The organism is Natrinema sp. CRL1 (assembly GCF_059162405.1).
The window spans coordinates 71189-91710 of record NZ_JBLVOY010000003.1 but is presented as its reverse complement, the minus strand read 5'-3'; the positions used below and the strand labels follow the sequence as shown (position 1 = coordinate 91710).

The following is a 20522-nucleotide window of genomic DNA, read 5'->3' as shown; positions in this document are numbered from 1 at the left end:
AAAGAGCCTGATTGTTAACTCTGTAACCCCGCTCGAAAACGGTGGTTAATCAGTTAACCCCGGCAGTGGCCGTCCCCTCGAACAGTGCCGCGAACAGCTTCCGTTCCGCGGACCGGACGTGCTTGTGGAAGGCAGGCGGGGAGATCTCCAGCGACGCGGCGATTTCCTCGCCGGTCGCCCGTCGAGGCCACTCGAAAAAGCCGCCGTGGTAAGCCGTCTGGACGACCTCACGTTGCCGATCGGTAAACCGGTCGAGCAAGGCGGTGCGGGCGGGGCCGCCGACCGCCGACGGCTCGTCGGTTCGCTGCTCGCGGCGGGCGACCATCGAGACGGACGGCCCGTTTCGCGTGATCGCGGAGAGGACGGCACGAATTTCGGCGGTCTCCGGCACGTCGACGATCGCGCGGCCGCCGGCCTCGTCGGCCGCGAACTCGCGCAGTCGCGCGCCGCGCGAATCGGCGATCGATCCGAGGAACGGTTCGGTCAACCGTACCTGGAGCACCGTTTCGCCCTCGTGCTCGGCGATCATCGACACCGCGCCGATCCCGTCGATCGCACTGCAGTCGACGGTCTCCGCCGGATCGTCGACGGCTTCCTCGACGGCGACGAACGCGACCCGCGAGCCGTCGGCCCGCATCGTCGTGCCCTCGTAGGTGACCGGCTCGTCGAGCACCGCCGCGAGCCGACACAGGGCCGCGTCGGCCGCGACCTCGAGTTCCACTTCGGTGTACTCGTCGCCGACGAGCGCGTTTTTGCGCTTGACCGCGTCGATCGCGTAGGCGATCGTTTCGCCGAGTTCCGCCACCGTCGACCGGAACGTCTCGTCGAAGGCCTCGCGCTCCTCGCCGTAGAGCGAGAGCACGCCGTAGAGGAAGCCGTCGTAGACCAACGGCACGGCGTAGACGGACTGGAAGTTCCGCGATAGCGCGTCGCCGCGCCACTCGCCGTCGTGGACCGCGTCGGCGACATTGTCGACGGCGACCGGGGTCCGCGTCCGAGCGGCCCGACCCGCCGGCTCGGCGGCCGACTCGTCGACCGCCGTTACCGTCACCGCATCGAGATACCCCCGATCGAGTCCGGCGCGGGCTCGCGGCTCGAGGCGATTACCGCTCGGGTCCGGTTCGCCGATCCACGCGAACGAACACGCCTCGAGGTCGGCGAGTCGGTCGGGGATTTCGCGTTCGATCTCGGCGCGGGAGTCGGCCAGCAGGAGGTGCTGTTCGATCGCCTGCCGGACCTCGTTCGCCTCGTTGAGCCGCTCGAGGTGCCGGTTCTGTCGCTCGAGTTCGCGCTCGCGCTCGCGTAACCGGCGGGTCCGGCCGATGCGATCGAGCGCGGCCTCGGCCGTCGCCGCGAACAACTGGGCGAGTTCGACCGTCTCGTCGTCGTACCCTTCGGGGTCGGTCGAGAGCGCGACGAAGACGCCGTGCTCGCCGAGCGGGACACAGAGGCCGCTCCGAGCGGCAGTCGGCTCGTCGTAGACACCGACTGCGCCCCCGATATCGTCAGCGACCACCGACTCGCCGTCGACGAACGCCTGCCAGACGATGCCGTCGTTTGGCTGCAGCCGCGGCGGCGGGCCAAAGACCGATTCGAGGGCCGGCGAACACGCCGCCGGAACGAGTTCGTTCTCTTGGTCGTCGAACCGGTAGACAGCGCCGTCGAGATCGAGCACGTCGGTCGCGATGTCGACGACGTATTCGGAGGCGTCCGCTTTCGAGTCGACGGACAGCAGGTGCCGTGACGCCTCGTGGACGGCGTTGAGCGCCTCCTGATACTGGACGCGCTCGGTCACGTCCGTGGCGACGCCGATCACGCGGTCGACGGTCTCCTCGTCGTCCGTGATCGGGCGATACCACATTTCGAAGACGCGATCGCCGAGCCGTCTGCGCGAATCGACCGTCTCCCCCTCGAGGGCCGTCTCCGCGTCGGCACGGGCCTCGGGGCAGTCCTCGAGCAGGTCGGCGACCGAGTTGCCGACGACGTCCTCGGGGTCGAAGCCGAGGTTTGCGAGCCCGCGGCCCTCAGAGAGCGTGAAGGTTCCCTCGTCGTCGAGACTGAACAGGACGACGGGCGCGTTCTCGACCAGCGCCTGTAACCGCTCGGTGCGCTCGGTCAGATTCCGTTCGCGGTCGATTCGCTCGGTCACGTCCCGCCAGTAGACGGAGATTCCCGACGGCGACGGATAGATCCGCGCTTCGATCCACGCGTCGTAGCGCTCGTAGTAGCCCTCGGCTGTCTGGGGCTCTTGAGACGCCATCGCCTCGATTGCCTCGTACTGGAAGACGGTGCCGTGTATCTCCGGAAACACGTCGAGAAACCGCCGGCCGAGGAGCTCCGAACGGTCGAAATCGAGCAACTCGAGCGCGCGGTCGTTGACGTAGGTAAACCGCCAGTCCGCGTCGAGCGCGTAGAACGCGTCGGTGACGCGTTTGAACGACGCGCTCAACTCCTGCTCGATGCGGTTGTACTCGGTGATGTCCCGAATCGACGCGACGATGCCGTCGATGGCATCGTCCCCGAACCGGTTCGTCAGGGTGGCCTCGTGGACGTATTCCTCCCCGTCCGTGTGCCGACACGCGTACTCGACGGTTCGTGACGCGCCGTACTCGGCCGCGCGGACGGCGGCGAAGGCGTTCATCACCGCCTGTACGTCGTCGGAATGGACGTGATCGCGGATGTGGGACCCGCACAGACCATCGGCGTCGACGCCCCCGACGCGTTCGCCGGCCGGCCCGGCGTGAGTGATCTCGCCGTCGTCGTCCGCGACGAGTAACACGTCAGACGAATGTTCGAGCAGCGCCCGGAACCGCTCCGTTCGCCGGTCGACCGTTCGCCGCATTGTGGCGAACGCGACGGCCCGTCGAAGCCGCTGGGCTAAGAGCCGCGGCTCCTGAATCGTCGTCTTGGCGATCACGTCGGGATCACCGGGGACTCGATCGATCGACTCGGTTCGTGCCGGATCGACGGCGTAGACGATCGGATACGCCTCGTCGACGGCGGCGACGGCCTCCCGATCGTCGGTCAGGAGGCAGTTCGCCGCCTCGAGTTGGTCGTCCGTGAGCGCAGCGGCGGTCGCGACCGAGTCCGTCACGGTCACCGACTCGTCTGCCAGCCCTGCCATCGCTGTCTGCAGCCACTCCGACGAGCCGACGGCGAGGGCACGTACCGGGGTCGTCTTCCCGTCCTCGAGACCGCGAACCATACCGCTGGGTTGGACGGCACGAATAAAAACTTCGTGTCGATTTCGGTTGTATCGATCGGACAACTGTCGGTACTATTCCGATTGCAAGACGGTCTCGATCGGGTCGAAGTCCTCGGCGTACCCGCCACTCGCCGGTCTCGTCCTCGCCGGCACTCACTCGAGGGCGAGCGGGGCGTGCTCGACCCGGTAGCCGTCGGCGATCCCCTCGATGTCGCGGACTTCGCGCAGCCGGATCCCGCGTTCCATCCCCGTCACGACCGGCGTCTCGTAGTAGTCGGCCTCGTACTCGAACCCCTCGCCCTCCTCGCGGCGGCGCTCGACGAACTCCCGGTGGCGCTCGAGACGCGCTCGACCGACCGACCGCGACAGCGCCGGAATGTCCTCGACGCCGTCGTCGAACACCTCGAGAAAGGCGTCCTCGAGTTCGGAGCCGACCGAGTTCCGGCCGGCACACATCGCCGCGAGCGTGGTCGTCCCGGTCCCCCAGAACGGATCGAGGACGGTGTCGCCGTAGGCCGAGTACATACAGAGCAGCCGGTAGGGGATCTCGAGCGGGTAGGCCGCCGAGCGCTCCCGGAGTTCGTCGTCGGTCGTCTCGATCGACTGCAGTTCGCCCGTCACGTCGGTCCAGACGTCCGTGAACCACTGGTTGCGCTCCTCCCAGAAGTAGGCGGCCTCGTACCGGCGGTCGGCCTTGGGCTCGAACGCGCGACTCTCGGCTCCCTTTCGGAACACCAGAATGTACTCGTGCTCGAGCGTGACGTAGGCGTTTGGCGGGATCATCCCGCTGCCCATGAACTTGGCCGCGCTGTTGGCCGGCTTGCGCCAGAGCACGTCCGGTAACGGCTCGAAGCCGCGCTCCTCGAAGGCCTCGAGCACGCGGGCGTGATTCTGATAGACCCGGAAGCTGCCGTCGATCGACCGGGTCGCATCGCCCACGTTGATACAGGCGATCCCCCCGTCGACCAACACCCGCTCGAGTTCGTCCCAGACGCGCTCGAGTTGGGCGTGCATCGCATCGAACGCGGCGCGTCCGTCCCCCTCGGCCAGCGCGTCGCCGACGGCGGGATCGAGCTCGGTAAAGAGGTCGTCCCACATTTCGATCATCGGATACGGTGGGGACGTGACGACGAGTTCGACCGACTCGTCGTCGACCGCCGAGAGATCGCGAGAATCGCCGACGAACACGCGGTGGGTCGTCTCCATTGGGTTCACACTGTCGGCGTGGCTCCCTTAGGTGCTTCGTCAGGCCGACGCTCGTGCGGCGGCTCCGGGATTGGCGATGTGACACACGTTCGGGGATCGAAACAGACGAGAGATGCCAGCGGGAATCAGAAAACCGTCGAATCCAGTCGGGGCGGCGGGTCGATGTTACTCCTCGGTTTCCTCGTCCGTCTCCTCGGCTCCGGACTCGTCCATGTCTTCCGTCTCGCTTTCCTCCTCTGACTCCCCGCCCGTCGCCGGTTCGAACTCCTCGATCGGCTCCCACTCTTCTTCCTCGTCGGAGGAGAGGCGACGGCGGAGGAACACTGCCCCCGCGACGGCACCGAGCATGAGGAGGATCCCCGGCAGTCGTCGCGAGCCGGAGTCGTCCGTCTCCGACTCGGACTCCGCCGTTACCTCGGCCATCGCTTCCGTCTCCTCTGTCGACTCCATCACGTCCTCGATGATCTCCGGCTCCTCTAGGTCCTCGATCGGCGAGTCCTCGAGTTCCGGAGACTGTCGGCCGACCAGAAAGCCGACGGCCGCGCCGAGGCCGAACAGGGCCCCCGCGAGCGGCAGTCGACCGCCGGACCGAGAGCCGTCGGCCTCGTCGACGGCCTCGAGAATCGAGTCGCGCATCGGGGAATCCATGCCTTTGTTGACCGCTTCTTTGACGATGAGCTCGGACAGCGTTTTGTCTTGTTGTTCCGTCTCGGGCATAATCCGCCACGACCACACCGCCGTACATAGTTCTATCCCCCGTTTCCGTCAGTGGCCCAGCCCCGACACGCATTATTCCAATGTTACCCGCCACAACATGTCGTATAATTACCGTCTACTGGGGCCCGGCTGTCCGCGTGCGAAGGGATAGCAGTATGCATTGGCGATCGGCGACTCGAGCGGGTCCCCGAACTGCACCCTCTTCCGAACGAAATCGACGGTGTCTGCGTTCACTCATCCACTGATCGACCGGCATCGCCTTCGGAGGGGACTCGCCGAGCTGACGAGGACGATCGACGGGCGCGCGGAGCGCGACGAGCGCCGTCGGCTGCGATCGAACGGCCATCGCGGTCGATAAATCGATTTCTTCCCGTCGTATAAACTCGTCTCGAGGGGGCACTCGGCGGTTCAGCTCCGCGAAGGCCTTCCATAACGAAAGGGGTGCCGCCGAAAGGAGTCGGGATATGAGCGTGATCCGCCAGCCGGAGGTGCTCGGCCGAACGACGCGGCGACGCGTCGTCGGGGTCACCGCCGCGCTCTCGGCCGCGGCCGTCGAAACCCTCGCGGTCGGCCTCTGGTTCGGTCTCGTCGTCGGCTCGCGGACGTCCTCGACCGCACTCGCGGGGCTCGGGATCCTCTTCTGTGGGGCCCTGCTCAGAACTGGAGTCGTCGGCGCGACGGTCAGCGACCTCGGCGACCTCCTCGAGCCTCATCGACTCGGTGCGGCGGTCGTCCTCACCGGCGGCTGGGTCGTCTGGCTGCTCACCGCCGAACGGATCGGCGGCCGCGCGGGCGTCGCCGTCGCGACGGTCCTCCTCGCTGCCATCCTCGGCGGCCAGTTCGTCCTCGAGCGGTACGCCTTCAGGCTGGCGTCGAACGACGGCCCGATCGTCGCGCCGATACTCTCGGGAGTGGTGATGGCCGCCGGCGCGTCGGCGCTGCTCGCGACCGCGTGGTTTACCGACTGGGCGCTCTCGTCGGCCCCGATTGCCCTCGGCTTCACGACGGTCGTCGTCCGGATCGACGCCCTGCACGTCGGCGCGATTATATTCGCGCTCTTTGCCTTCCTCGCCCACCAGCGCCGGTTTCAGCGGCTCCTCGATCCGTGAAGACGGCGACCGGCCGGTCGGTTACTTCCCTCGCGCGCCGACGTTGTGATCGCTCTCGAAGGAGTCCGGGTCCGGTTCGATCGATGCGTACTGAACTGCTCGCCGGCCCAGCGTTCGGACTCGTTTCTCGAGTTTCGGGTCGACGAACGCGCCGTCATCGAAGGCGGCGCTCGCGTTCGGTACCGCGGCCTCGTGGGGGATCACCCAGGCATTCAGCGCCCGACAGACCGAGCGCATGTGCTCGAGGGTCGTCACGGGAAAGGCCCCACCCGAGACGGCGAGCAGGCCGACGGTCTTGTCCGCGAATTCGTCGAACCCGCAGTAGTCGATCGCCGTCTTCAGCGGCGAGGAATACGAGCCGTGGTACATCGGCGACCCGAGAACGATCGTGTCGGCCGCGCGCACGCGAGCCGCCAGTTTCTCGGCGTCACCGGCCGCCGCGCGGTCGCGGTCCGCGTCGAAGATCGGCAACTCGTACTCGCGGAGGTCGAGCAGTTCCGTCTCGGCACCGGCGTCGGCGGCGGCCGAGAGCACGGCCTCGAGTGCGGTCCGGGTGTGGCTCTCCTCGCGAAGGCTCCCACAGAGTGCGGCTACGCGGACATCACTATCGCTCATGGCCCTCCGGACGACCGGCAGCGGGAAAAGCGGTCCGAACGGCACAGGTTCTGACACGAATCGAGTTCGACGCGGTGGGCCGACGACTGGACCGTCGTTTCGGGAAAATATCGGTACTCGAATCGGTTCGGTCGGCTGTGAAAGCGGACGGCGGAGAAACGCGGAACCGGTCTTACGCGCTCGCTGCAGCGTTCTTCGACGTCTGGACGCTGCCGTAAACGCCGGCGAGCGACAGGATCGCGATGAGCGCTCCGGCGACGCCGCAGATCCCGAGCACCAACTGGCGGTCGACGCCGAAGGCGACTATCGGCGCGATCGCGATCCAGATGCCAAGCAGCGCGAGGATCGCCGCCAGGACGATACTCGGCGATCGCATCTCACCGGTCCGGTACGCGTGCAACGACGCGATGACCGCGACCAGTGCGCCGAGGAGAACGTTGTGAATCCCCAACGTTCCCGTGACCGTGAAGATGACGGTCGATGCCATGACGAGCACGCCGAGTACCGCCGTCAGCCCGGCCGCTCGTTCGACCAGTACCGAGGCATCGTCCGCGGATCGTGTCCGGCTCATACGTGTTCCTAGCGAGTGCCAGCTATTTGAGAGCGTCGGTGGTGTATACAAAATGATAGCTTCACCGTGCCACGAAATCGAGCAACAGACGCCGGAGCCGACGGCTCGACGGGGCCACGACCGGCCAATCGGCCCATCGGCCGACCGGAGCGGCCCCACACGTCGGGAGATTTATGCGGCGGAGGGGCGATTGCTGTTCGCATGAGCGACCGGGGCACGGGTATCGGAGCAGCCGTTCTCGAGGACGAAAACGACCCGGTGACGCGACAGCGGTACCGAACGCTCACAGCACTCCTCGACGACGGACTCTACCGGCTCGACGCGACCGGCCGATTCGTCGCCGTCAACGACGTGCTCATCGAGCGACTGGGGTACGCTCGCGACGCCCTCCTCGGCGAGCACCTCACGACTATCCTCGAGGACACCGAGTGCGACCGCGTTCGCGACGCGCTCGCTGACTATCAGATGGGCGAACGCGACGGCACGACGACCCTCGAGGCCGTCGTCCGAGCCGCGGACGGGCAGCGATTGACCTGCGAGTTTCGGCTCCAACCGATCGCGGTCGACGGCGAAGCCCGCGGCGTCCTCGGACTCGCTCGAGACATCACCGCGCAGACGGAACGCGAACGGGAACTGGCGGAATCGGAGCGACGCTACCGCACGCTCGCGGAGTCGTTCCCGAACGGCGTCGTCACCCTGTTCGATCGCGACCTCGAGTACACGTTGGCCACGGGGCAGGGCTTTGCGGATCTCGACGCCGATCCGGCCGATATCGAGGGTCAGCACTTCCGCGACGTCGTTCCCGAGGGAACCGCCGACGCGCTCGAACCTGCGTTCCGGGCGGCGCTCGAGGGAGCCGAACGAACGGTCGAACTCGAGTTCAACGGCCGCATCTGGTCGGTTCGGACGGTTCCGGTCACCGACGGCGGCGACGTTTCGGGCGGGATGGCCGTGGCCCGGGAGATCACCGAGCGCAAGAATCGGGAGCGAGAGTTAGCCAAGTACGAGACGATCGTCGAGACGATCAACGACGGGATCTACGTCAAAGACGAGGACGGACGATTCACGATGGTCAACGACGCATACGCCTCGTTGACCGGCTACTCGCGGGCGGAACTCGTCGGCGAACACGCCTCGCTGGTCGTCGACGAGGCGACGCTCACCCAGTCGGAAGCCCGACGCGAGGCGATGGCGACGGGCGACGTGACGACTCCGACCATGGAGGCGATGATCCAGCGAGCGGACGGCAAACAGGTCCCGGCGGAAGGCACCTTCGCGACGCTTCGGACCGGCGCGGAGACGAAACAGATCGGCGTCGTCCGCGACATCACCGAGCGAAAGCGGATGGAGCGGGACCTCCGCGAGAGCGAGGCCCGGTTCCGACTGCTCGCGGACAACCTCGAGGATGTCGTCTGGCTCTCGACGACGGAGACCAAGGAGATACTCTACATCAACCCCGCCTACGAGGAGCTGTGGGGGCGCGACCCGGCAGCATTGGACGACGACCCGCTCGCGTTCGCCGACGGAATCCACCCGGACGACCGCGAGCGAGTCATGGCGGCCTACGCCGACCTGCCGGACGACGAGTTCGACGAGGAGTTCCGGATCGTCACGCCCGACGGCGAGCGCCGCTGGATCCACGCCCGGGCGGCGGTGATCCACGACGAGGATCGCGACGTGTCCCGGATCGTCGGCATCGCCGAGGACGTCTCCGAGCGAACGGAACGCCAACGCGCCCTCGAGCAGTCCGAGCGCCGGTACCGAACGCTCGCGGAGAACTTCCCGAACGGCGCGGTCGGCGTCTACGACACGACCCTTCGATATACGCTAACGAGGGGCGCGGTCCTCGGCGATCACCTGCCGAGTGCGGACCGCCTCGAGGGCAGCCATCCCTCTGACGTCTTCCCCGACGAACTGGCAACGGATCTCGATGCGCTGTTGGGGGCCGCCGTCGAGGACGGCGAGACCGGCAGTATCACGATCGAGTTCGACGGCCGAAACTGGCGCGTTTGGGCCGCGCCGCTCCGGGACGGCGACGGCGAAATTTTCGCCGGATTGAGCTTTACCCAAGACGTCACCGAGCAGGTCGAACGCGAGCAGCGACTCGAGGAACTCGTCGCGAAGTTAGAACAGTCGAACGAGCGCTTAGAGCAGTTCGCCTACGCCGCTTCCCACGACTTACAGGAACCGCTCCGGATGGTCTCGAGCTACCTCCAGTTGATCGACGGCCGGTACGCCGACGACCTCGACGACGAGGCCGAAGAGTTCCTCGCTTACGCGGTCGACGGTGCCGAGCGCATGCGGGACATGATCGACGCCCTGCTCGAGTACTCCCGGATCGATACGCGGGGCGAGCCCCTCGAGCCCGTCGACCTCGAGGCGGTCTTCGAGAACGTACTCGACGATCTCCAGTTGCAGATCGAGGACGCGGACGCGGCGGTTACCGCAGACGAACTGCCGCGCGTGGAGGGCGACGGGGATCAGTTACGACAGGTGCTCCAGAACCTGCTCTCGAACGCGATCACGTACAGCGGCGACGAACCGCCGGACGTGTCGGTCTCGGCCGAACGCGACGGCGACGAGTGGATCGTCTCGGTCCACGACGAGGGGATCGGGATCGCAGCCGAGGAACAGGACCGGATTTTCGAGGTGTTCCAGCGCCTGCACAGCCGCGAGGACTACGCCGGCACCGGGATCGGCCTCGCGCTCTGTCAGCGGATCGTCGAACGCCACGGCGGCGACATCTGGGTTGACTCCACAGCGGGCGAGGGCGCGACGTTCTCGATTACGCTCCCTGCGGTGGAGTCAGCGCGGTGATCGGCTCCCGCCGTCACTTTCGAGTCAGAACGTGACTCGGTGGACCACCAACGACAGCGGTGAAAAGATACCGATAGTAGCCACTGAAACGATTTACACACTGATTGCGACGGAGTCGTGCGATCAGGTGTGCACTGACTTTCAGTGGCTACTATAGTCGCTGGCGAAACCAACTCAACGACGACCGGGACAGCGTTACTCGGCCGCGGGAAGCGTAATCGAGAACGTCGTTCCGTCGCCGGGTTCGGACTCGAGCCAGATCTCGCCGCCATGGCGCTCGACGATCCGCTGGCAGAGTGCGAGCCCGATGCCGGTCCCTTCGTACTCTTCGTGGGTGTGTAGCCGGTCGAAGACGGTGAACACGCGGTCCTGGTCGTCGGGATCGATTCCGATTCCCGAATCGCGGACCGAGAGTTCCCACTGCCTGCCTCGGCGTTCCGCAGCGACGTGTACTTGCGGGGGTTCGTCGCCGTGATAGGTGAAGGCGTTATCGAGGAGGTTCTGGAAGACCTGTCGCAGTTGACTGGCGTCGCCCTCGACGACGGGGAGGTCGTCGACAACCACGTCGGCCTCGGTTTCCTCGATGTGGAGCTGCAGATCGTCGAGCACGTCGGCGAGGACGCAGTCGAGATCGACCGGCTCGAGCGGATCGCCGCCGGTTTCGACGCGAGAGTACGCCAGCAGGCCGTCGATCATCTCGTGCATACGCTCGGCCCCGTCGACGGCGTAGGCGAGAAACTCCCGTCCGTCCTCGTCGAAGGCGTCGTCGTACCGGGCCTCGAGGAGTTGCAGATAGCTCGTGATCATTCGCAGGGGCTCCTGTAAGTCGTGGGAAGCCGCGTAGGCGAACTGTTCGAGCCGTTCGTTCGAGTCCTTGAGGTCGTTCTCCAGTCGCTTTCGGTCGGTGATGTCGGAGATGATCCCCTCGAGGGTTGCGGCCCCGTCGCCGGCAGCGAGGACCCGGCCGAACGAGCGGACCCATCGAATCTCGCCGTCGGCGGTTTCGATGCGGTAGGTCACCGAGAACGGCTCCCGGTCGTCGGTCGTCCGCTGGATCGCGTTCCAGACCGACTCGCGGTCCTCCTCGAGCATGATATCCTCGCCGTAGTCGACCGTGCCCCGCTCCAGTGCATCCGGCTCGTAGCCGGTAATTTCGCGACAGGCCTCGCTGACGAACTCCATCGGCCAGCCCTGCTCGTTGCGGCAGCGATAGACCATCCCGGGCACGTTCTCCATGAGCGTCGAGAGTTGGCGTTCGCGCTCCTCGAGAGCCTGTTCGTACTCCCGGCGCTCGGTGATGTCGGTCAGCGTCACGACGGCGCGGCTTACGTTCCCGCGGTCGTCTCGGACCGGCATGCCGTGTTCCATGATGATCCGCCGGTCGCCGTCGAACGCCTCGATCTCGTAGACGTTCGGCTCCGAGACCGCCTCGCCCCGGAGCACCTGCGACATCGTCCACTCCTCGGGATCGACGGGCTCACCCGTCTCCGCCCAGACAGCCGGGTACTTGTCGTACTCCGCGACGCTGTCCGCATCGAAGACGTCACCGCCCCAGATCTCCTTTGCGGCGTCGTTTGCCCTGAGCAGCGATCCGTCCTCGTCCGCGACCACGGCACCGACGGGCAACACATCGAACAAGATCTGGATCTCCTTTCGCTGCTTCTCGGCCTCGAGTTCGGCCCGTTTGCGGTCCGTGATATCCGTGAGCGCGCCGGGAAACGTGACCGGCGTTCCGTCCTCGTCTCGTTCGACGTGGCCGCGAGCGACGACCCAGCGAAGTTCGTCATCCGCGTTCCAGACGCGATACTCCACCTCGTAGTCGCCATCGGTCTCGACGGCCGCATCGATCGCCGTCGTGACGCGGTCGCGGTCGTCCTCGTGGATCGCGTCGATGAACTGCTCGATGGGGACGCCGTCGCGAGCGTCATCGGGATCGATTCCGAACGTTTCCGCGAACGAGGCCCCCACAGTCAGCCGGTTTTCAGGGATATGCCACTCCCACGTCCCGACCGCACCCGCCTCCGTCGCGGCCTCGAGCTGTTCTTTCGCATCGCGCAGGGACCGCTCGCGCTGCTTTCGCTCGGTGACGTCGCGGTCGGAGACGATGATCGAGACGACATCGCCGTCGTCGTTCGTGACCGGTCTGAAAACGCCGTTGACCGTGTACCGGTCGCCGTTCGGCCGGGCGAGTTCGGTCTCGAACTCGACGTACTCGCCGGTCGCCGCCCGTTCGGTCCATTCGCGGGCGTCGGCCTGGAGGGCGTCGGCTCGCTCGCCCTCGTCACCCGCGATCCACCACGGCGTCTCCCAGAAGGGGGTCCCGGTCACGTCCGCGAGGTCGGCATCGATGTACTCCATCGCGGTTCCGTTGATATCCAGTACCGTCCCGTCGGGCTCGAGCAGGCCGACGAGGATGTTCGGATCGTCGAAGACCGCGTCGAAGCGGCGCTCGGTCCGGGCGTGCTCGATCGCCGTCGCGAGGAGGTTCGCGACGCTCCGGACGAAGGTCGCGTCGAGTTCCGTGAACTCTCGCTGCTCAGTCGCGTGCACACCCAGAACGCCCCACGGGTCGTCGGCCGCGCCGATCACGACGCTGATCCCACTGACGATGCCGTGCTCGGCGAGTAACTCGGACCCGGAAACCACCCCTGTGTGCAGATCCTCGACGACGACCGGGCCGTCAGAACGCAGCGCGCGCCCCGCCTGCGAGCCGGGTGCGGTCGAAACGCGGGTTCCAATACACTCCTCATCCCATCCGGACCCCTGCCGAAGGCGTCCCCCGGTTCCCTCAGGAGACACCTCGAGTACCGAGGTGAACGCGACATCGAGCGTCTCGGCGACGGCACCGGCGGCATCGGCGAGCAACCGCTCGAGATCGTCGGTCTCGAGGGCGCGGTCCCCGAGGTCGGCGACGACTTCCTGTCGGCGGAGGGAGGCCCGGGCTGCAGAATCGAGGTCCGCACGCGAAGATGAAGTCATTCGTGGCACATATTATCGGGAGCAGGATAAGCGCTTTCCCACCGGGTCCATGCGGTTGCGCCGTTCGCTGTCGGGGAATGCGGAACGCCCATTACCGGTGGCCATCGAATCGCTCGTATGGAGATGCCAACAAAATGATGGGAAACGCCCGGCTCCGGCTGTCGCTGCTCTCGCGGATGGGCGTCGCACTGGCCGTCTTGCTCGTCGTCTCGAGCGCCGTCGCCGTCACGGCGATCGTCACCGGCGGCGCGCTCGCGTGGCTCGCGCTCCTGCCGGTCCTCTACGCGCTCGAGACGCTCCTGTTGCCGGTCTTCGGCGAGTACTACGGACTGCTCGACTGGGTGCTTACGAACCCCGCTCCCGTCGTAATCACTGCCGGGACCGTCCTGCTTCCGGTTCTCTACGTTTGGCCGGTCCAGGCCGAGATCCGAGCGTTTCGGACGGAACTGGGGAAAGCGGGTGCACCGGCGTCCGAAACGCATTCCGAACTGGCCGACGCGGTCCGGCGGCTCGCCCAGCAGGCAGACGTTCCGGTGCCGGCCGTCTACGTCGCCGACCGGCAGCGGCCGGAGTCCTACGCCATCGGCGGGCGCTCCGACGGGACCGTCATCGTCACGACCGGGCTTCTGAATCGGCTCTCGACGGCGGAGCTTGAGGCCGTCCTCGCCCACGAACTCAGTCACCTCGTCAACGGCGACAGCCGCATCATGAGCCTCGTACTCGTTCCGATGCTCGTGGCCGAACACGTCGGCTCGGACGACCCGCCGTCGCGGAAACTGCTCGTCTCCCAGCCGCTCGCCTATCTGGCCAACCTCGTGCTGTGGGCCGCCCTGTCGGTGCTGACGACCGTCCAGCAGTGGTCCTGTCAGATCGCGATCGCCGTCCTCTCGCGCAGTCGGGAACTCGCCGCCGACCGCGGCGCTGCGGCACTGACTGGCTCCCCGAGTGACCTCGCCAGCGCGCTCGAGACGCTCTCCGGCGACCGAGAACGCCCACACGAGGACAAACGTACGTGGGCGAAATCCGCCGGCGCGCTGGACATCCTCCCGCGCGAGACGGCGGTCGGCTCGCGGGGACTGCTCCGAACCCACCCCGATATCGAGACGCGACTCGAGCACCTCGAGCGGCTGGTTGGGGACCACATAGACGGGTCGTGAAGCAGTATTGGGGCCGCTCGAAACGGCCCCGTCGATCAGAACTCTCGTAGCGACTCGCTTCCGCAGGCACACACCCGCTGTGTGCTCGCGGGATCGACGATCGTCACACGAGCGCAGTCCTCACACCGGCGAACGGCCCACGTCTCCTGTGTGCTCATTACCGCGTCTCGGACGGCAGCGGGCTTAAAAAGCGTGTGAGTTCGGTGGTCGTGCTCGTCGTGTTGTTACGGCAGGGAAAACGGGTGTGGCTCGAGCAGGCCGCGGGTCCGCGGCTGGTCGTTCCAAGACAGTTCACTCGTGCTTGAGGTCGTCGCGCTCGAGGACTTGACGAGAGCCCTGAATGAATTTCGGAACGTCGTCGCAGGCGCTCACCACTGCTTTCGTCTTGTTGTAGTCGTAGAAGTCAGCTGCCCGTTCGATCGCGTCTCGTCGGTATGCGTAGTCGCCGTCGGTCCTGAGTCGCATACTCGTACACACGATCCCCCGAAATCCTCGTTTTTCGGCTCACTGAATGGCCCATTTCGGGCCGAAATCAGCGAAACGTGGTGGCCATCCAGAGACGAACGGCGGCGCGAGCGATGGATCGACTCGCAATATGCATACGCCGAGTCGCGGCTCGTGTGCATATTTGAGAAACGGATGCTGTCGACATGCAACCCTGGGGGTTGATCGAAACAGTGATTCACCATCTTCTATTCACTCAATAGTTGACTGAACGTCTCGACAACCAGATGTGCGAACTAACAGTTGGGGATTCTACAAGTAGCAAGATATATTTCGATGTTCTTGCGAGAGATGACTCGCAAATGCCCAATAAGAGTTGGGATGATTTACTTTTCTATTTGATTGATTCGAGAAACTCATCTAACGTATCTGTAAGTTCATCGACTTGCCCACCATCTGTATCGGCAGAGTACCGGACGATGTAGACGTCTTTTTCGTTTGCTTCCCGGGTGGTATCAACCCCATTGACCCCTTTCCAAATGGCGGTAACCTCAACGACACCGTGCGCCTGGTGTTCGTACGTTTCCTCGCGTTCGATTACTTTGTCAGCCCCGGAGCTGGGTAGATCATCTGAATCACCCATTATACTTCGTGCTTTGAGACTGATTTTCTACCTCCACGCGCCCACACGCAGCCACTGTGATGTCGAATCCGTCATATGGAAAGTTGAGAGTGCACCGTTTACACCGATTCGATCCGGACATCAGTTTGTTGAGGGCGCTTGTATCAATCGCGGAGTGTAACGGTTCAAGACCGAGAGGGTCTGTCTGTGAAGCTGTTGCAATGCCAGCGATGGTGGCAAGACTCGCAGAATCCAGAGCGGGGTCGAAATCCAGTCGGTAGATTGCACGTTCGTCGTCGAAATGGACCGTATCTGCTGATTGGTGAAGGCCGGTCGATTGATTTTCGGCGTAATTAGTGAAGCTCACATCCTACATAAGGGGGTCGAACGGAGTAGGGATGACTTTTGCTTGGGTAAGCCGTTTAAATGGCTACTTTGCACTTCTAATTAGCGTGCTTGCAATTAACCGTCTGGTGCCTCGCTGGAGACGGGACGCTACTGCTTGTCTCGTGATCCCGAGTTCATCCGCCACGTCCTCTTGGGAAACCTGCCGTGGCGAGTCATAGAACCCGCGAGCATACGCTACTGTTAGTGCCTTCCGTTGTGCATCGGTGAGGTCGTATTCCTGTCCGGATCTCAGCGGTGACAGTGCATGTAATTGCGTTAATTCTACTGGGATATCGTTTTCTTTACAGTACGAATGAAAATCAGACACAGCTTGCTGATCCTCACCACGAACCTCAAACGTCCACTTTTCGTCCCGTCCAACAGCTGAGATGAGTACAACATCCGTTCCCAGAATCGCAGTCAATACGCTTTCATACTCGAAATCCCACTCGATACGGATCAACACCTCATCGCCAACCGTATCGACGACGTGGAGACTTTCAAGACCAGGATGTTCAATCCCGGTCATTTCGATGTCCGTCGAATCAATATCGCTCAGCCAAAAGTATGGAATGATCAGTTCGTTCGTTGGAACAACCCTGTCTAATTCGATTTGGCCTGCCGGGAATTTTGAGAACACTTCAGCGAGCGGAAAATCACCCTCTGTCGTCGTAAACGACGCTTCGATTGCCATGATCGAAATAAGTATGGCCAGTACAAGGGCTCACTCCCAATTCAATTTGATAATCTTTAATTACATGTTCCCAAGTATATTCGCCGAACCAAGCTCGGTATTCAGTGCATTGTTCTTGACAGTTGTTATTGAATTTGGTTGCGGGCTCAATGCCTACTTGCCCTGTCTTGAACGCTGACTGCACGTCCAAATTGCGAGGTGATCGAACCCCCGCTTCGTTTGGATCAAGTGGATATTTTCGCCCGGAAGTACGGGTGGGGCGTTGTGATTTTTTGGCGCTCTCGCCTTGGCGACACCCACCAAGGTTTTCGCGCGAAGCGCGAAACGACCCCGCCAGCGTTGCGGTGCGATCGCGGTGCTGACCCCCGTCTTCGAGCCACTGGCTACAACCAGAGTTGCATACGAAACCGTGATAGTCAACCTACGTTGCAGAAAAGAGAGGTGCCGTGAGTGTTGCCACTATGCAGGCCGCTTCAGCGATCGGCGATCACACCGACGAATCCGGTTTCAGTTCCGCCGCCGGGAGCCTTTCAGGTCAACTCAATGCTACGGAGTGCCGTCGGATCGTTCCCCGACTTTGACCACTTCTCGAGGGCCTCGTTCGCTCGTGTCGATCCACATTTGCCGGGACTCGCCGTTCTCGTCAAACTCGAGGGTACACCAAAAGGGTCGGAAGGATTTGAACAACGCCTGCGAACCTGCTCCCTGCGGTCGCAGAACCGCAGTCTCGTTCAAACCCGCTTCGTCAAATACGCGCCGCTCGCGAATTTGCGAGCGGCGAGAATATGGGGTCGGAGGGATTTGAACCCCCGATCTACTGATATCTCCGGTGCGCCTCGGAACTCCAGAGGGTCATCACACGAGCACTGATCAGGTGCCCGATCAGTATATCAGTCTGGAGTGTCGTCCCGGGCGCGTTGCCTCTGGAGTCAGCCGCCATGCCTGGCTTGGCCACGACCCCTCGAGTCTTCGTTGGGCCATCCACCCTAAAGTGGTTTCGATTCAGAATCGCCCTACAGCCACGGGGCTCGGCCCGCGGTGTCCGTGCCGTCGTCGCCCGGATACGCCTCCGGCTCGTCCTCGCTTTCGACGGCCATCGGCTCGCTCGAGTCGCCGTGCTCTCCGCCGTCGGCCACCGCGCCCATCTGGGCGGCCGCGTCGTTTGGCTCGGCACTCGAGTCGGCGTCGTCCCGGAACGGGAAGTCGATGGCGAACAGGGCGGCGACGATCAGGGCGGCCAGCGGGGCCTGTCCGAAGGCCATCCCGAGCAGCGAGAGCGGCAGCAGACCGAGTGCGACGGCGCTGCCGAAGCGGAAGCGATCGATGTCCATGTACTCCCGCAGATAGGGGCCGGTCAGTGCGATCGCGAGCGCGAAGCCGACGCCAACGGCCGCGGCCAGCGTCGCGTTGGCCACGAGGACGGGATCGCTCATCACCTCGAACGTCGCCCCCGAGGGGTCGACGCTCGCGACTAGCCCCAGTCCGATGACGACGACGGGATTGGGGAGGTACTCGCCGATCGTCGCGCTGGCGGTTTTGGCCGCGATGGCGAGGATGACCAGGGCCGCGAATCGGGTGATAATGGCGTCGTCGAGGACGCTGCCGATCGCCGGCGCGAGCGCGGCCTGGATCGCCGCGAGTAGTATCAACGGGATCCCGACGAGCAAGACGACCGTCGCCTGTTCGCGGGGCGTGCCGTTCATGTCAGCCAGGATCACCGCGACGGTCGCGCTCCCGCCGAAGATCAGCAGGCCGACCTGAACCGCGCCCAGCGGCTTATCGAGCGCGCCGGCCAGGATCAACGCGGGGAAAACACCGTCGACTAACGGCAGCATCATCACCAGCGCCAGCAGCCTGGCGTCACCCCCGACGATGCGCTCCATCTGGAGCGCGACCGGGTGTTGTGACGTACTCATCGGTCAGGGCCGATGGCCGTGACCCGAGGCCTGTGGGCGATATGACGGGCGGTCCCGTACCAACCGGTCTGCACACCGGTCGATCGCATCGAATTTCGGGCCTCGCGCTGTGAGTTTTGGTGTAAAATTCCCGAACTGGGCAGCGGCGGAGTCGAAACTCGTCCGGCCAGCGGTTCGGGCGACGGCTGCACTCACAGCGTACATACCGAAAGAGACGAGAGGACCGTCAATAAACGTTGTGTGAGACAGGATTTCACGACCCGTCACCGTTTCGCCAGTAGCGGGCAGATCTGTACTGGAATGTACAGATCCGGACGCGATGTGTGCAGCCGTCGTGGCGTTTGCCTCGAGTATCGGCGATCGACCGCACGCCCGCGAACGAAAACGAGATAGGGACAGCGCAGGCCGATACCGAAACTCGAGTCCGACTCGTCTGACCCTGGAGCCGCACCCGAATCGGACCACGGTCGACGGAGTTCCACCGAGACTAGACGAATCGGCCGTTTCCGGCCCCGTTAACCGTTCACAACCGGATTCATCTCGCAACGTTTTTTGCCCGGGGGTCCGGACGGTTTACATGGCGAACGACGTTCCCGAGCACGAGCCCTATTCTTCGAAACTGCAGGTACCGGAAGCGCTAACGTTCGACGACGTCCTTCTCCGCCCGAAGGAGAGCCGCGTCGAACCCGACGATGCGGACCTCACGTCCCGCGTCTCGAAAAACGTCGAGGTCTCGGTACCGATCCTTTCGGCGGCAATGGACACCGTCACCGAGAGCGACATGGCGATCGCGATGGCCCGCCACGGTGGCCTCGGTGTGCTCCATCGCAACATGAATATCGACGAGATGGTCGAGGAGATCGGCCGCGTCAAGAGCGCGGACGAACTCATCATCCCCCTCGATTCGGTCGTCACCGCCGATCCGGAGATGTCGGTCCGCGAGGTCGACGAACGGATGGCCCACCAGGGCGTCGGCGGCGCACCCGTCGTCAACACCAACGGCGAGGTCCTCGGGATCATCTCGAGTACGGACATCCGACCCCACCTCGAGGTCAACGAGGACGACCCGGTCACCGAGGCGATGACCGACGAGGTCATCACGGCCCACGAGGACATCGACGCCCGCGAGGCGTTCGACCTGATGTACGAGCACAAGATCGAGCGCGTGCCGGTCGTCGACGACGAGAACCTGCTCGTCGGCCTCGTCACCATGCAGGGCATTCTCCAGCGTCGCGAGTACGGCGAGGCGGTCCGCGACGAGGATGGTCGGCTGCGCTGTGGCGTTGCCGTCAGCCCCTTCGAACAGGACCGCGCCGAAGCCGCAGACGAGGCCGGTGCGGACGTCCTCTTCATCGACACCGCACACGCGCACAACCTGAACGTCATCGACGGCGCTCGCGAAATTAAGGAGTCCGTCGATGCCGACGTCGTCGTCGGTAACATCGGCACTCGAGAGGCCGCCGAGGACCTCGTCGAGTTTGCAGACGGGCTCAAAGTTGGCATCGGCCCGGGATCGATCTGTACCACGCGCATCGTCTCCGGCTCGGGCATGCCCCAGATCACGGCCGTCGCGCAGGTCGCCGACGTGGCCGCCGAACACGACGTGCCGGTGATCGCCGACGGCGGCATCCGGTACTCCGGCGACGCGATCAAGGCCGTCGCCGCTGGCGCGGACGCGGTCATGCTCGGCTCCTACTTCGCTGGCACCGACGAAGCGCCGGGTCGCGTCGTCACGATGAACGGCAAGAAGTACAAGCAGTACCGCGGCATGGGATCGGTCGGTGCGATGAAATCGGGCGACAGCGACCGATACCTCAAGGACGAACCCGACGAGGAAGACGAGTACGTCCCCGAGGGCGTCGAAGCCGCGACGCCGTACAAGGGCACGCTGAAGTCCGAACTCCACCAGCTCGCGGGAGGGATGCAGTCCGGTATGGGCTACGTCGGCGCGGAGACGATCCCCGGGTTCAAAGAGCGCAGCGAGTTCGTTCGCGTCTCCTCGGCCGGACAGGCAGAGAGTCACGCCCACGACGTCGTCATCACCGACGAAGCGCCGAACTACTCGCCGGACAGCGAGTGATCT

At 64.5% G+C, this 20522-nt stretch carries 16 protein-coding genes and 1 tRNA gene; 4 read left to right on the top strand and 13 right to left on the bottom strand.

From position 1 onward, the window contains the following. Window positions 1–49: 49 nt before the first annotated feature. From ACJYUO_RS11310 to ACJYUO_RS11300, 3 genes are all read right to left on the bottom strand, one after another. A complete protein-coding gene (locus ACJYUO_RS11310; RefSeq protein ID WP_494345477.1) occupies window positions 50–3205 on the bottom strand; it encodes a PAS domain S-box protein in 3156 nt (1051 codons plus the stop codon). A 153-nt stretch (window positions 3206–3358) separates the two neighbouring features. After that, window positions 3359–4411: a DNA-methyltransferase gene (locus tag ACJYUO_RS11305; RefSeq protein WP_494345476.1), complete on the bottom strand. Its 1053-nt coding sequence runs from the start codon at window positions 4409–4411 to the stop codon at window positions 3359–3361. Between the two features lie 165 nt (window positions 4412–4576). After that, window positions 4577–5128, bottom strand: coding sequence for a hypothetical protein (locus ACJYUO_RS11300; RefSeq protein WP_494345475.1), 552 nt, complete (start codon window positions 5126–5128; stop codon window positions 4577–4579). A gap of 464 nt (window positions 5129–5592) precedes the next feature. Between ACJYUO_RS11300 and ACJYUO_RS11295 the strand changes: the two genes are divergently transcribed. Further along, window positions 5593–6237: a hypothetical protein gene (locus ACJYUO_RS11295; protein WP_494345474.1), complete on the top strand. Its 645-nt coding sequence runs from the start codon at window positions 5593–5595 to the stop codon at window positions 6235–6237. Window positions 6238–6258: 21 nt separating this feature from the next. Here the strand turns inward: ACJYUO_RS11295 and ACJYUO_RS11290 are convergent, their stop codons facing one another. Together ACJYUO_RS11290 and ACJYUO_RS11285 are read right to left on the bottom strand one after the other, a co-directional pair. Then, a complete protein-coding gene (locus ACJYUO_RS11290) occupies window positions 6259–6852 on the bottom strand; it encodes an NADPH-dependent FMN reductase (protein ID WP_494345473.1) in 594 nt (197 codons plus the stop codon). A 172-nt stretch (window positions 6853–7024) separates the two neighbouring features. Further along, window positions 7025–7423, bottom strand: coding sequence for a hypothetical protein (locus tag ACJYUO_RS11285; protein ID WP_494345472.1), 399 nt, complete (start codon window positions 7421–7423; stop codon window positions 7025–7027). A gap of 201 nt (window positions 7424–7624) precedes the next feature. Here ACJYUO_RS11285 and ACJYUO_RS11280 point away from each other — a divergent pair, with 201 nt between their 5' ends. Next, window positions 7625–10240 (top strand): PAS domain S-box protein, encoded by a 2616-nt coding sequence (locus ACJYUO_RS11280; protein WP_494345471.1) that lies wholly within the window; start codon window positions 7625–7627, stop codon window positions 10238–10240. A gap of 195 nt (window positions 10241–10435) precedes the next feature. Here the strand turns inward: ACJYUO_RS11280 and ACJYUO_RS11275 are convergent, their stop codons facing one another. Then, window positions 10436–13219: a PAS domain-containing protein gene (locus ACJYUO_RS11275; RefSeq protein WP_494345470.1), complete on the bottom strand. Its 2784-nt coding sequence runs from the start codon at window positions 13217–13219 to the stop codon at window positions 10436–10438. A 134-nt stretch (window positions 13220–13353) separates the two neighbouring features. Here ACJYUO_RS11275 and ACJYUO_RS11270 point away from each other — a divergent pair, with 134 nt between their 5' ends. After that, complete coding sequence (locus ACJYUO_RS11270) at window positions 13354–14376, top strand: M48 family metallopeptidase (RefSeq protein WP_494345469.1); 1023 nt, start codon at window positions 13354–13356, stop codon at window positions 14374–14376. A 35-nt stretch (window positions 14377–14411) separates the two neighbouring features. On the opposite strand, the gene ACJYUO_RS11265 is transcribed toward ACJYUO_RS11270, so the two are convergent. The 7 genes from ACJYUO_RS11265 to ACJYUO_RS11235 all read right to left on the bottom strand — a co-directional run bounded on the left by ACJYUO_RS11265 (window position 14412) and on the right by ACJYUO_RS11235 (window position 18439). Further along, window positions 14412–14534: a hypothetical protein gene (locus ACJYUO_RS11265; RefSeq protein WP_494345468.1), complete on the bottom strand. Its 123-nt coding sequence runs from the start codon at window positions 14532–14534 to the stop codon at window positions 14412–14414. Between the two features lie 133 nt (window positions 14535–14667). After that, on the bottom strand, window positions 14668–14841 hold the full coding sequence (locus ACJYUO_RS11260) for a DUF7692 domain-containing protein (RefSeq protein ID WP_494345467.1): 174 nt from the start codon (window positions 14839–14841) through the stop codon (window positions 14668–14670). A gap of 373 nt (window positions 14842–15214) precedes the next feature. Continuing rightward, window positions 15215–15463 carry a hypothetical protein gene (locus ACJYUO_RS11255; protein ID WP_494345466.1) on the bottom strand — a complete coding sequence of 83 codons (249 nt, stop codon included), beginning with the start codon at window positions 15461–15463 and terminating at the stop codon, window positions 15215–15217. After that, window positions 15456–15809, bottom strand: a complete 354-nt coding sequence (locus ACJYUO_RS11250; protein WP_494345465.1) for a HalOD1 output domain-containing protein — start codon at window positions 15807–15809, stop codon at window positions 15456–15458. Before ACJYUO_RS11250 ends, ACJYUO_RS11255 begins: the two co-directional genes overlap by 8 nt. Before the next feature lie 63 nt (window positions 15810–15872). Then, window positions 15873–16523, bottom strand: coding sequence for a helix-turn-helix domain-containing protein (locus ACJYUO_RS11245; protein WP_494345464.1), 651 nt, complete (start codon window positions 16521–16523; stop codon window positions 15873–15875). 786 nt (window positions 16524–17309) lie between these two features. After that, window positions 17310–17484: transfer RNA gene (locus ACJYUO_RS11240), tRNA-Trp, on the bottom strand. A gap of 52 nt (window positions 17485–17536) precedes the next feature. After that, window positions 17537–18439, bottom strand: a complete 903-nt coding sequence (locus ACJYUO_RS11235) for a DUF5794 domain-containing protein (RefSeq protein ID WP_494345463.1) — start codon at window positions 18437–18439, stop codon at window positions 17537–17539. A 577-nt stretch (window positions 18440–19016) separates the two neighbouring features. Here ACJYUO_RS11235 and guaB point away from each other — a divergent pair. Next, complete coding sequence (guaB, locus tag ACJYUO_RS11230) at window positions 19017–20519, top strand: IMP dehydrogenase (protein WP_494345462.1); 1503 nt, start codon at window positions 19017–19019, stop codon at window positions 20517–20519. The last annotated feature ends 3 nt before the right edge of the window (window positions 20520–20522 follow it).